11 protein-coding genes are annotated in these 12,809 nt (G+C 70.0%); 8 read left to right on the plus strand and 3 right to left on the minus strand.

Annotation, left to right across the window (positions count from 1 at the left end):
- Positions 1-12 precede the first annotated feature (12 nt).
- The gene (locus BR39_RS0106190; RefSeq protein WP_029908790.1) at positions 13-237 is read left to right on the plus strand and encodes a DUF4170 domain-containing protein; all 225 of its coding nucleotides are present in this window, start codon (positions 13-15) and stop codon (positions 235-237) included.
- 153 nt (positions 238-390) lie between these two features.
- On the opposite strand, the gene BR39_RS0106195 is transcribed toward BR39_RS0106190, so the two are convergent.
- On the minus strand, positions 391-1,056 hold the full coding sequence (locus BR39_RS0106195; protein WP_029908792.1) for a tyrosine-protein phosphatase: 666 nt from the start codon (positions 1,054-1,056) through the stop codon (positions 391-393).
- A gap of 136 nt (positions 1,057-1,192) precedes the next feature.
- On the opposite strand from BR39_RS0106195, the gene BR39_RS0106200 reads away from it, so the two are divergent.
- The 5 genes from BR39_RS0106200 to lpxK all read left to right on the plus strand — a co-directional run bounded on the left by BR39_RS0106200 (position 1,193) and on the right by lpxK (position 7,272).
- Positions 1,193-3,010, plus strand: coding sequence for an ABC transporter ATP-binding protein (locus tag BR39_RS0106200; protein WP_029908794.1), 1,818 nt, complete (start codon positions 1,193-1,195; stop codon positions 3,008-3,010).
- The gene (locus BR39_RS0106205) at positions 3,007-3,720 is read left to right on the plus strand and encodes a lysophospholipid acyltransferase family protein (protein ID WP_029908796.1); all 714 of its coding nucleotides are present in this window, start codon (positions 3,007-3,009) and stop codon (positions 3,718-3,720) included. Before BR39_RS0106200 ends, BR39_RS0106205 begins: the two co-directional genes overlap by 4 nt.
- A 266-nt stretch (positions 3,721-3,986) precedes the next feature.
- Entirely contained in the window at positions 3,987-4,991 is a 1,005-nt protein-coding gene (locus BR39_RS0106210; protein ID WP_029908798.1) for a cation diffusion facilitator family transporter, read from the plus strand.
- On the plus strand, positions 4,988-6,268 hold the full coding sequence (locus BR39_RS0106215; protein WP_035018170.1) for a 3-deoxy-D-manno-octulosonic acid transferase: 1,281 nt from the start codon (positions 4,988-4,990) through the stop codon (positions 6,266-6,268). The genes BR39_RS0106210 and BR39_RS0106215 overlap by 4 nt, the downstream gene beginning before the upstream one ends.
- A complete protein-coding gene (gene lpxK, locus BR39_RS0106220; RefSeq protein WP_029908800.1) occupies positions 6,265-7,272 on the plus strand; it encodes a tetraacyldisaccharide 4'-kinase in 1,008 nt (335 codons plus the stop codon). Before BR39_RS0106215 ends, lpxK begins: the two co-directional genes overlap by 4 nt.
- Before the next feature lie 123 nt (positions 7,273-7,395).
- Here lpxK and BR39_RS0106225 read toward each other — a convergent pair whose 3' ends face one another.
- On the minus strand, positions 7,396-8,475 hold the full coding sequence (locus BR39_RS0106225) for a phosphotransferase family protein (protein WP_029908802.1): 1,080 nt from the start codon (positions 8,473-8,475) through the stop codon (positions 7,396-7,398).
- A gap of 291 nt (positions 8,476-8,766) precedes the next feature.
- Between BR39_RS0106225 and BR39_RS26400 the strand changes: the two genes are divergently transcribed.
- Complete coding sequence (locus BR39_RS26400; protein ID WP_029908804.1) at positions 8,767-9,126, plus strand: VOC family protein; 360 nt, start codon at positions 8,767-8,769, stop codon at positions 9,124-9,126.
- Positions 9,127-9,267: 141 nt separating this feature from the next.
- On the opposite strand, the gene purD is transcribed toward BR39_RS26400, so the two are convergent.
- Positions 9,268-10,554, minus strand: coding sequence for a phosphoribosylamine--glycine ligase (gene purD / locus BR39_RS0106235; RefSeq protein WP_029908806.1), 1,287 nt, complete (start codon positions 10,552-10,554; stop codon positions 9,268-9,270).
- A gap of 164 nt (positions 10,555-10,718) precedes the next feature.
- Here purD and BR39_RS0106240 point away from each other — a divergent pair, with 164 nt between their 5' ends.
- Positions 10,719-12,794, plus strand: coding sequence for an alkaline phosphatase family protein (locus tag BR39_RS0106240; protein WP_029908808.1), 2,076 nt, complete (start codon positions 10,719-10,721; stop codon positions 12,792-12,794).
- Positions 12,795-12,809 lie beyond the last annotated feature (15 nt).

A 12,809-nucleotide genomic window follows, 5' to 3' on the forward strand; every position in this document is an offset into this window, starting at 1 on the left:
AAATTCCACGCCATGAGCGACAAGCAGCTTCTTCACCTCGTGATCGGCGGTGAACTGAAGAACGTTTCCGATATCGAGTTCCGCGACCTGTCCCAGGTCGAGTTCGTCGGCGCCTACGCCAACTACGCCGACGCCCACGCCGCCTGGAAGGCCAAGGCCCAGGCCACGGTCGACAACGCCCACGCGCGGTACTTCATCATCCACGCCCACAAGCTGCTGGATCCGAGCCTGGATTGATCACGGATGTTGGGGGGCGAACACTTGCCCCCTACGGACCGCTTCGCGGTCGTCTTCCCCCGGAGGGGGAAGAGCCTCGCGCCTTAGGCTCCGCCCCCTACGGGGGCGGACAGGCGGCGAAGCCGCCAGGTGGGGGCAAGTGGGCGAGCCCCCCTACTCCCGCCGCAGAATCCCCTCCGTCACGATCCCGCCGATCATCCCGGCCCGGAAGTCGGCCTTGATCTTCACCGGGTCGTAGTCGGAGCTCTCCACCCACTGGGTGAAGGTCAGGCCCTTGGGGGCGGCGTCCTTCAGGTAGCGCTCGAAGGTGTAGTCCAGCACGCCGGTCTTGCCCTGCTTGATGTGCAGGTACTTGAACGACAGCTGCTCCATCGCCTCCTCGATCGGCAGGCCCAGGCGGTAGTGGCAGTAGAGCACGCTCATGATGCCCGCCCGGTCCGCGCCGGACTTGCAGTGCATCAGGGCCGGATATTCGATGCTCTCGAACAGGTCGCGCGCGCCCAGCACCCGCTCCTTGATCGGCACCTCGCGCGAGGTGATCACGAAGTCGACCATCTTCAGGCCGACCTTCTCGCAGGCGTACTTCTCCAGGGCGTAGAAGCTGCCGTCGAACCCGCCGCGCAGGTTGATGATCGTCTTGACGCCCTTCTTCTTCCACTCGGCCAGCTGGTGCGGCCACGGCTGGTTGGTGCGGACCAGCTCGGGGCTGATCCAGTGGTCGTTCTTGAAGCCCAGGCGCAGATAGGCGTGATCGTGCCAGAGGTACGAGAGGTAGGTCTTGAAACGTCCCCAGCGGGTGGTCGTGTCGTAGCCGGGCAAGACGGATATCCTTCGTGGAAAGCGCGCTAGATAGGCGCCACAGCCCTGTAATGCAAAAGCCACAGCGCCGCACCCCCGCCGCAATGACAAGCCACAGGGCGTTGACACCCAACGCGCGAAATCCGACCCCTGCCGCATGACCGACCCCGCCGCGCCTCCGCTCACCAACCGCGTCCTGGCCGCGCGGATCTGGCGCGACTACCTCAAGCCCCGCTGGAAGGGACTGACCGTCTCGATCGTCAGCGCCGCGATCATCGCGGCCCTGAGCGCGGCCCTGACCAAGATCATCCAGCCGGCCATCGACCAGCTGATCACCCATCCCCAGGCCGGGGCCCTGCTGCGCATCCCCCTGCTGATCGCCGCCCTGGCCGGGGCCCGCGCCCTGTTCCAGGTGGCTCAGGCCACCGCCATCAACCGGATCGGCAACGGCGTGGTCGGCGACGTGCAGGTGCGGCTGTTCGGCAAGCTGGTGCGCTCGGACCTGGCCCGCCTGCGCGGCGCCCACTCCGGCTCCTACGTCTCGTCGGTGCTCTATGACGCCACCCTGATCCGCGAGGCCGCGACCAGCGGCGTGGTCAACTACACCCGCGAGTTCCTGACGGTGATCGGCGCCCTGGTGGTGATGTTCCAGCTGGACCCGATCCTGGCGACCGGCGTGCTGGTCATCGCCCCGCTGTCCAGCCTGATCATCCGCCGGTTCTCGAAGAAGACCACCAAGGCCGCCAAGGGGGCCATGGGCGAGACCTCCAACCTGTCGACCGCGATCATGGAAAGCCTGGACGGCATCAAGATCGTCAAGATGGAGAACCGCGAGGCCTATGAGGAGGCCCGCGTCGCCACCGTGGTGGAGCGCCGCCAGCGCCACCTGATCAAGGGCAGCAACGCCAAGGCCATGGCCGCGCCCTCCACCGAGCTGTTCACCACCCTGATCATCGCCGCCGTCTTCGTCTACGCCGGCTGGCGGGCGACCAGCGGGGCCGGCGTGCTGGGCGGGACGCTGACGGCCGGCGCCTTCTTCGCCTTCCTCAGCGCCCTGATCATGGCCGCCCAGTCGCTGCGCCAGGTGGCCAACCTGCAGACGGTGTTCACCGAGGGCTTCACCGCCGCCCGCCGGCTGTTCGCGGCCCTGGACGTCGAGCCGACCATCACCGATCCCGCCGACGCCAAGGTCCTGCCCGCCGGCGACGCCGCCATCGCCCTGGACCATGTCGACTTCGCCTACGGCGCCGACGCCCCGGCCCTGTCGGACGTCAGCCTGACCGCCCACCGCGGCGAGACGGTCGCCCTGGTCGGCCCCTCGGGCGGCGGCAAGAGCTCGATCCTCAACCTGATCCCGCGTTTCTACGACGTGACCGGCGGGGCGGTGACCATCGACGGCCACGACGTGCGCTCGGTGACCCTGGCGTCCTTGCGCGACCGCATCGCCCTGGTCACCCAGGAGCCGTTCCTGTTCGACGACACCATCCGCGCCAACATCGCCTACGCCCGCCCCTCGGCGGCCGAGGACGAGATCGAGGCCGCGGCCCGCCAGGCGGCGGCGCACGAGTTCATCGGCGACCTGCCCCTGGGCTACGACACCATCGTCGGCGAGGCCGGGACGCGGCTGTCGGGCGGCCAGCGCCAGCGCATCGCCATCGCCCGCGCCTTCCTCAAGGACGCCCCGATCCTGCTGCTGGACGAGGCCACCAGCGCGCTGGACACCGAGAGCGAGGCCCAGGTCCAGGCGGCGCTGGAGCGGCTGATGGCCGGCCGCACCACCATCCTGATCGCCCACCGCCTGTCGACCGTGAAGGGCGCCGACCGCATCTACGTGATCGACCGGGGCCGGGTGGTCGAGACCGGGACCCACGGCTCGCTGGTGCGCCAGAAGGGCCTCTACGCCCGCCTGGCCAAGGCCCAGGACCTGGACCACGTCCCCGCCGCCCCTTCTGAAGATCGGGGAGCCGCCGAATGAGGCCCCTGCGTTGGCCGCTGGTGATCCAGGTCGTGTCGTCGATCTTCGCCGGCTATTCCAAGCTGGTGTTCCACACCCTGCGCATGACCCGCGAGGGCCAGGAGCACGCCGAGGCGGTGTGGGCCCAGGGCCGCGAGACCGGCTCCGGGGCGATCCTGTGCTTCTGGCACGCGCGCATCCCGATGTCGCCGCTGACCTGGCCGCAGAGCCCCGACCGCCAAGACATGCGGGCCCTGATCTCGCGCTCGGCCGACGGCGAGTTCATCGCCCAGACGGTCGAGAAGCTGGGCTTCCCCGCCATCCGCGGCTCGTCGACCAAGAAGTCCGACCCGGCCAAGAACAAGCACGGCGAGCAGGCCTTCCGCGACATGATCAAGTGGGTCAAGGACGGCGGCGGCATCGCCATCACCCCCGACGGCCCGCGCGGCCCGGCCGAGCGGATGGAGAAGGGCACCCCGTCCCTCGCCCGGGTGACCGGCGCTCCGGTGATCTTCGTCGGCCTGGCCGCCAAGCCCTGCATCCGCCTGGGCTCGTGGGACCGCACCGTGATCCCCCTGCCCTTCGCCAAGGCCGCCATGGTCTGGAGCGCGCCCACCGGCGCCGGGCGTGGGGACGATCCGGACGCCCTGGTCGAGGCCTGGGCGGCTCAGCTGTCGGCCGTGACGCGGCGGGCGGAGGCGTTGGTGGGGCTGGAGCCGGACGGTAGCTGACCGGGGACATGCCCTTGCGGCGTGTCCCCACGGCCTGACTCCGAGCCTGTTGTTGGGGACACGCCGCGAGGGCATGTCCCCGGCGACAGCACGGCGGCGAACACTTGCCCCCTACGGACCGCTTCGCGGTCGTCTTCCCCCACAGGGGGAAGAGGCTCCGCCCCCTACGGTGGCGGACAGACCGCGAAGCGGTCAGGTGGGGGCAAGTGGGTGCGCCTCGGGGCATGACGGTTGAAAGGCCCGCCCCTTGGTGGAATGTAGACCCCATGCCGAACGCTCACGATCACAAGCACGATCATCACGGTCATGATCACCACGATCACGCCCACGACCACCATGATCACGATCATGATCACGGCCATCACCACCACGGCCCCGGCGGTCACCACCACGCGCCCAAGGACTTCGGCAAGGCCTTCGCGATTGGGGCGGCGCTGAACATCGGTTTCGTGCTGGCCGAGACCGTCGCCGGCCTGATGACCCACTCGCTGGCCCTGCTGGCCGACGCCGGCCACAACCTGTCGGACGTGCTGGGCCTGTTCATGGCCTGGGGCGCGGTGATCCTGGCCAAGAAGGCGCCGGGCGGACGCCACACCTACGGCCTGCGCAAGGGCACGATCCTGGCCTCGCTGACCAACGCCGTCTTCCTGCTGGTGGCCGTCGGGGCCATCGCCTGGGAGGCCGCCCGCCGCTTCGCCCATCCCCAGCCCATCGAGGCCGGCCCGGTGATGATCGTCGCGGGCATCGGCATCGTCATCAACACCGCCACGGCCCTGATGTTCATGAAGGGCTCCGAGCACGACCTGAACATCCGCGGGGCCTTCCTGCACATGGCCGCCGACGCCGCGATCTCGGCCGGGGTCGTCGTGGCCGCCGCCGCCATGTGGGCCACCGGCTGGCTGTGGCTGGACCCGGTGGTCAGCCTGGGCATCGTGCTGGTCATCGTGCTGGGCACCTGGGGCCTGCTGCGCGACAGCCTGGACCTGGCCCTCGACGCCGCCCCGCGCGGCATCGACCCCAAGGCGGTCAAGGCCTGGCTGGCCGAGCGCCCCGGCGTGACCGAGGTCCACGATCTGCACATCTGGGCCATGAGCACCACCGAGACGGCCATGACCGCCCACCTGGTGCGCCCCGAGAACCCCGACAACGACCGGTTCCTGCACGACATCTGCGGCGAGATGTCCAAGCGGTTCAAGATCGGCCACGTCACCATCCAGGTCGAGTCGGGCGGCGTGGCCACCTGCCACCTGGCCGGCGCGGACGCGGTGTGAGCCTTCCCCTGTCCCTGGCGCTGTACCGCGCGGCGACGACCGCGCTGGAGCCGTTCGCGCCCCTGCTGCTGGACCGCCGCGCCAAGGCAGGCAAGGAGGACCGCGCGCGCCTGCACGAGCGCCTGGGCCGCCCCGTCGCCGCGCGTCCCGACGGGCGGCTGATCTGGCTGCACGGGGCCAGCGTCGGCGAGAGCCTGTCGATCCTGCCCCTGGTCGAGCGCCTGCGGACCGAGCGGCCGGACGTCGCCGTTCTGGTCACCTCGGGCACCGTCACCTCGGCGCAGCTCCTGGCCCGCCGGCTGCCGGAGGGCGCGGTCCACCAGTTCCTGCCGGTCGACACGCCCGGCGGCGCCCGGCGGTTCCTGGACCACTGGCGGCCGGACCTGGCGGTGTTCGTCGAGAGCGAGCTGTGGCCCAACCTGCTGCTGACCGCCAAGGCGCGTGGGGTCAAGCTGGCCCTGGTTTCGGCCAAGCTGTCGGACAAGAGCTACGCCGGCTGGCAGGCCCGGCCCTTCGCGGCCTGGGAGCTGTTCAGCGGCTTCGACCTGATCCTGGCTCAGGACGGCCGCGCCGTCGAGCGGCTGACCAACCTGGGCGGCACGGTGGCCGGCGAGGCCGACCTGAAGTTCGGCTCGGACGCGCTGCCGGTCGACGCGGCGGCCCTGGCCAGCCTGCGCGTGCGCCTGGGCGACCGGCCGCTGCTGCTGGCCGCCAGCACCCATCCGGGCGAGGACGAGATCGTGCTGGAGGCCTGGCGCGCCCTGCCGGACCGCCCCCGCCTGGTGATCGTCCCCCGCCATCCCGACCGCGGCCCCGTCGTCGCCGACCTGTCCCTGACGACCGGCGCCACGGTGGCCCTGCGCAGCCGCGAACCCGACGACAGCGCCGACGTCATCGTCGCCGACACCCTGGGGGAACTGGGCCTGTGGTACCGCCTGGCCGACCTGGCCCTGGTGGCCGGCAGCCTGGTGGCCGGGATCGGCGGCCACAACCCTCTGGAGCCGGCGCGGGTGGACTGCCCGATCGTCTCCGGTCCCCATGTCGAGAACTGGCTGACCGCCTATGCCGACCTGCGCGACGCCGACGGCGTGGCCTTCGCCGACGCCTCGGTGCTGGGCGCCCGCCTGGCCGACCTGCTGGCCGGGCCGGAAATCCTGAAGCTGCAGGCCGACCGCGCCCAGGCCTTCGTCGCCCGCCGCGACGCCGAGGCCCGGGCCGGCCTGGACCGGATCGTCGCCCTGCTGGACGCGGACTCCCCCTTGGAGACTGGGGCATGAAGCTGGCCACGCCCCGCTGGTGGTACCGCCGCGACGGCGCGCCCAGCCCCGTCACCCGCGCCCTGCTGACGCCGCTGTCGTGGATCTGGGCCGCCCAGACCGCCCGCCGCATCGCCCGCACCCAGCCGCGCGGCGCCGACTGCGCGGTGATCTGCGTGGGCAACTTCACGGTCGGCGGGGTGGGCAAGACGCCGATCGTCCGCGAGCTGCTGCTGACCCTGACCCAGCGCGGCCGCCGGGCCCACGGCCTGTCGCGCGGCTACGGCGGACGGCTGAAGGGGCCGGTGCGGGTCGATCCCGGCCGCCACGGCGCCAAGGACGTCGGCGACGAGCCGCTGATGCTGGCCCAGGACTTCCCGATGTGGGTGTCGCGCGACCGCGTGCTGGGCGCGCGCAAGGCCGCCGCCAACGGCGCCGAGGTGGTGGTCATGGACGACGGCCACCAGAACCCCGACCTGCGCAAGACCCTGTCCCTGGTGGTGGTCGACGGCGAGACCCGCGACGACGAATGGCCGTTCGGCGACGGCAAGGTGTTCCCGGCCGGGCCGATGCGCGAACCGCTGGCCGTCAGCCTGGCCCGCACCGACGCGGTGATCGTGCTGCTGCCCGACGACCTGCCGGAGGCCGATCCCCAGCTGCTGGCCCTGTTCGGCGACACCCCGGTGCTGATCGCCCGGCTGGAGCCCGCCGTCCCGCCGCCCAAGGGCCGCCAGGTCGGCTTCGCCGGCATCGGCAAGCCCTGGAAGGTCGAGCGCGCCCTCAAGGCCGCCGGCTGCCACCTGGTGGACTTCGCCCCCTATCCCGACCACGGCGACTATGATGAGGCGACGCTGCAGTTCCTGGCCGACCGCGCGGCGACCTACAGCGCCGGGCTGGTCACGACCGAAAAGGACTGGGTTCGGCTGCCGCAGGAATGGCGGGACAAGGTGACGCCTTGGCCGGTCCGGGCGCGGTTCGAGGACGAGGAGGCGTTGGCCAAATTGCTGGAGTCAGCGGGGCTTTAGTCACTTGCCCCCACCTGGCGGCTATGCCGCCTGTCCGCCCCCGCAGGGGGCGGAGCCTCGCGCTCTTCCCCCTCAGGGGGAAGACGACCGCGTAGCGGTCCGTAGGGGGCAAGTATTGGCCGCCTAGGCGCCAGCCTTTCTGGCGAACTCCCACGCGCCCCTGGCAAGAACGGGCACCCGGGCCTCCATGATCTCGGCATGCGCGCTGGCGGCGGTCCCGTCCCGCACCCGGCCCACGATGCCCTGGCAGATGCCCGCCAGGCGGAACAGGTTGTAGCTGAAGTACCAGTCCAGGTTCGGCAGGCCGTCGCGGCCGGTCAGCTTGCAGTACTGGGCCACGGCCTCGTCGATGGTGGGCACGCCGTAGGCCTTCAGGTCCTTGATCTCGGCCAGGCCGCCGCGCTGGTCGGACGGCATCACCCAGTTCATCAGGAAGTAGCTGAAGTCGGCCAGCGGGTTGCCCAGGGTCGACAGCTCCCAGTCCAGCACCGCCACCACCTTCGGCTCGGTGGCGTGCAGGATCATGTTGTCCAGCCGATAGTCGCCATGGACGATCGAGGTCATGTCGTCGGGCGGACAGCTCTTTGGCAGCCACTCCATCAGCCGGTCCATGTCCTCCAGCTGGCGGGTCTCGGACGCCTTGTACTGCTTGGTCCAGCGGTCGATCTGGCGGGCGAAGTAGTTGCCCGGCTTGCCGTAGTCGGCCAGGCCCACGGCGGCGTAGTCGACGTTGTGCAGGGCCGCCAGGGTGGCGATCTCGGCCTCGTAGATCGCCCGGCGCTCGGCCGGCTGGTAGTCGGGCAGGGTCCCGTCCCACAGGATCCGGCCTTCGACATTGTCCATCACGTAGAAGATCGTGCCGATCACGTCCTCGTCCAGGCACAGGGCGTAGGCCTTGGCGACGGGGAAGTTCACCTTGTTGAGGCTGGAGATCACCTTGAACTCGCGGTCCACCGCGTGGGCGCTGGGCAGCAGCTTGCCCGGCGGCTTGCGGCGCAGGACGTACTTCTTGGCCGGGGTGACCAGCTGGTAGGTCGGGTTCGACTGGCCGCCCTTGAACTGGCGCACCTCCAGCGGGCCGGCATAGCCCTCGACATGAGCCTCCAGCCAGGCCGCCAGCTTGACCTCGTCGATCGCGTGGCGCGGGTCGACGGGCTTGGTCCCGGAGTTCAGGTCCTGGGCGGACTGTTCGGCGGCGGCCATGCGCTTTCTCCCCAACGCTTGTTTGAAAGCGACATTAGAGCGTGCGGACGGCGACGCAACCCTCTCGGCGCCCCGCCCAAAGCCGAGTACAAGAGCCGGGTCGAAAAAGGGCCATGGACCGGAAGAGGTAAGCCCGGTCGCTCCGAACTTCGGGGAACCTGTACCCACGCCTCACGGCAGGGACCCACGGCGAGACGACGGCGCGATCACGCGCCGCCGGCTCGGCGTGCGTGGTCCTGGTCAATCCCGATCGAACCTCCGTGCGCCGCGCCTCAACCGAAGGAGAGCGCCATGCGCCTGAACCATATCGACCTGCCCGTGCCCGACGTCGCCGCGACGCAGGACTTCTTCGTCACCTGGCTGGGCTTCGTCCACGAGCGGACCCTGGGCCAGGACGGCCTGGCCATCCTGCGCGATCCCGCCGGCCTGGTGCTGGTGCTCAGCCGCCTGCGCCGCGACGGGGCCCAGACCTGGCCGATCCCGTTCCACATCGGCTTCCATCTGGACAGCCGGGCGGCGGTGTCGGACCTCCAGGCCCGCATGGCGGCCGGCGGCCTGGCCGTCGAACCGCCGGCGATGCAGCACGGGGCCTTCGCCTTCTACCTGACCGCGCCGGGCGACATCCTGGTGGAGGTGGCGCACCGGGGGTAAACCTCTCCCGTTGTCATCCCGGAAAGCGCGCAGCGCTTGTCCGGGACCCAGGTGAACCGCAAAGCCTTCGCCCAGTCCCCTGGGTCCCGGACAGCCCCTGCGGGGCTTCCGGGATGACAACGAGTTTTGCGTCCTCGCCCGTCAGCCGTGCTGGCTCAGCGCCCGCCAGCCGATGTCGTTGCGATAGAACCCGCCTTCCAGCGAGATCGTGCCCAGCGCCGCATAGGCCACGTCGCGGGCCTCGTGCAGGGTCGCGCCCAGGGCGCAGACGTTCAGCACCCGGCCGCCCGAAGCCACCAGACGGCCCTCGGCGTCGCGGGCCGTGCCGGCGTGGAAGATCTCGGCCTCGTGGCCGTAGTCGGACTCCGCGCCCTGGATGACGCCGCCGGTGACCGGCTTGTCGGGATAGCCCTGCGCCGCCAGCACCACGCAGATCGCCGCCTCGTCGCGCCAGACCGGGGCCGGAGCCGAGGCCAGGTCGCCCTTGGCCGCCGCCAGCAGGACCGGGACGATGTCGCTCTCCAGCCGCAGCATCAGGGTCTGGCATTCGGGGTCGCCGAAGCGGGCGTTGTACTCGACCAGCTTGGGCCCCTGCGGCGTCAGCATCAGACCGGCATAGAGCACGCCCACATAGGGCGAACCCTCGGCGGCCATGCCCTCGACGGTGGGGACGATCAGCTCGCGCCAGGCCTGGTCGACCAGGGCCTGGGTCAGGACGGGCGGCGGCGAATAGGTGCCCATGCCGCCGGTGTTGGGGCCCTCGTCGCCGTCATAGGCGCGCTTGTGGTCCTGGGCCGCGCCGAAGAACACCGCCGTCTTGCCGTCGCAGATCGCGAACAGCGAGGCCTCCTCGCCGTGCATGAACTCCTCGATCACCACCCGGGCGCCGGCCGAGCCGAAGCGGCCGCCCAGCATGTCCAGTACGGCGGCGTCGGCCTCGTCGCGCGTGGCGGCGATCACCACGCCCTTGCCCGCCGCCAGGCCGTCGGCCTTGATCACGAACGGGGCGGTCAGGGTGTCGAGGAAGGTCCCGGCCGAGGCGGCGTCGGTGAACACGCCGTAGGCCGCCGTCGGCAGGTCGTGGCGCTTGCAGAAATCCTTGGTGAAGGCCTTGGAGGTCTCCAACTGGGCGGCCTTCCGGCTGCCGCCGAAGCAGGGGATCCCGACCTTGGTCAGTTCGTCGGCCAGGCCGACCTCCAGCGCCGATTCCGGCCCCACCACCACCAGGTCGGCGGCGATCTCCCGCGCCAGGGCGACCAGGCCAGCCACGTCGGTGACCTTGACCGGCTTCAGCTCGGCGACCTGGGCGATGCCCGGATTGCCCGGCGCGGCGACGAGCCGCCCACAGAGCGGCGACTGGGCGATCTTCCAGGCCAGGGCGTGCTCGCGCCCGCCGGACCCGACGAGGAGGATGTTCAGCTTTTCCATGAGGCCGGGGTGTCGCGTGGCCGGGCCGCGCGGTCAAGACGAATGACGGTCGAACTCGACGCCGACGACCGAGGGCGACAAGGACGCTTATAAGTTGAAGGTTGACACAACTCTCTTATCGAGAGCAGCTTTCCGCCACAACCATAAGTCACGGGGGAAGCGCCATGTCGCTCGACAAGATCGAACACGTCGTCGTGCTGATGCTGGAGAACCGCACGTTCGACAGCCTGCTGGGCTGGACCTACGAGCGGGACGCGCCGGCCTTCATCCCGCCGGCCACCGCGCCCTATCGCGGGCTGCAGGGGGTCAATCTCGACAACTTCGTCAACACGGCGCTGAACGGCACGCTCTCCGCCAAGCCCACGCGTGGCGTGACCGGCTTCACGGTGCCCGACTTCGCGCCCGGCGAGTCGTTCCAGCAGGTCCTGACCCAGTTCTACAACACCCAGTCGCCGCCGCCGAACACGCTTCCCAGCATGAAGGGGGTGCTGGAGGACTTCGTCCAGGTGCTCAAGCACCGCAAGCTCAGCGACGCCGACATCCGCCGCCTGGGGCCGATGGTGATGCAGAGCTTCACCCAGGCCCAGGCGCCGGTCCTGAACCAGCTGGCCCGCCACTACGCCGTCAGCGACGCCTGGCACGCCTCGGTCCCGTCCCAGACCAATCCCAACCGCTCGTTCCTGATGTGCGGCACCTCGAACGGCATGATCAACAACGGCGACCTGGAGACCGATCCCCGCGCCAAGAAGATCCAGGAACTGGTCGGCATGGCGATCGGCGACGACCGGGTCAACGCGCCGACCATCTTCAACGCCCTGGCCACGGCCGGGGCCGACTGGGCCGTGTTCTACGAGACCAGCTACCTGCCGCAGAAGATCTCGACCCTGCTGAACGAGGTCACCACCATCGCCCGGTTCATCCCGGGCATCCGCCAGATCTTTGACGCCCTGTCGCCCTACACCGACTACCTGAAGAGCCTGACGTCCGGGAACCTGGACTCCTGCTACACGTGGCGGCTGTTCCCGCAGATCAAGGACAAGATCCCCGGCGCGGCCTCGCGCTTCCGCAAGACCAGCGACTTCCACTACCTGGCGCGCTCGGGACGGCTGCCGAAGTTCAGCTACATCGAGCCCTTCTGGTCGATCGCCCACAGCACCGTCGATAACAAGGGCTACGAGAACCTGTTCTCGGCCCTGGGCAACGACTACCACCCGCCCGGCAGCGTGCTGGCCGGCGAGCAGTTCGTGAAGGAGATCTATTCCAGCCTGATCGCCAACAAGGCGGCCTGGGAAAAGACCCTGCTGCTGATCACCTTCGACGAGTTCGTGGGCTCGTTCGACCACCAGACCGCCGACCTGAAGGCCGGCAAGGTCAAGCCGCCGTGGGGCTCGGGCAAGCCGCCCTACGAGAACAGCGCCAAGTTCAAGTTCGACCGCCTGGGCGCGCGGGTGCCGACCATCGTGGTCTCGCCCTATGTCCAGAAGGGCTCGGTGTTCCGGTCCAGGACCGAGACGCCGTTCGACCACGCCTCGGTGATCACCACCATGATGGAGAAGCTCAAGCGCCCGGACCTGGTGCCCCAGTTCGGCGAGCGGGCCAAGAACGCCCCCAGCTTCGCCCACGCGGTGACCCTGACCACGCCGCGCACCGACCCCATCCTGCCGTTCGTCGACGTCCAGCGCCGCGCCGGCGAGCCGGTGCTGTACGGCCAGACCTTCCACCTGAAGAACCAGAACGGGAAGTACCTGGCGCCCGCCTACTGCACCCTGAAGGTGGCCGGCGGCGGCTCGGTGCTGTCCCAGGCGATCCTCGACCTGCTGGTGGCCTACGACATCGCCGCCTATTTCCCGCGGCTGGACGACAAGAAGGCGCCGGTGTCGTTCGTCACCCAGGCCACCGATCCGCCGACCGAGATCCACAACGGCTCGAAGGTCCTGCTGGTGTCGCGCGAGCCCGGCCCCGGGGCCCGCAACATCCTGGGGGCGTGGGCCGACTCCCACGACTGCTACTACCACGACGAGTATCTGGAAGGCGTCAATCGCGACAAGCAGACCTGGGTGATCCGCAAGCTGGACAATCCGGGCGGGCCGCTGCGCTACGGCGAGCGGATCCATCTCGACAACGTGCACTTCCGCGACCAGCGGCTGACGCAGGACAGCCGGTGGTTCATGGGCGAATGGATCACCACCGAGAAGAACGGCAACTACTGGACCGTCGAGCCGGGCCCGGTGGCGGTCTGATCGCCGGCGCCCGCC

The sequence above is a fragment of the Caulobacter sp. UNC358MFTsu5.1 genome (genome assembly GCF_000712075.1).
Classification (GTDB): domain Bacteria; phylum Pseudomonadota; class Alphaproteobacteria; order Caulobacterales; family Caulobacteraceae; genus Caulobacter.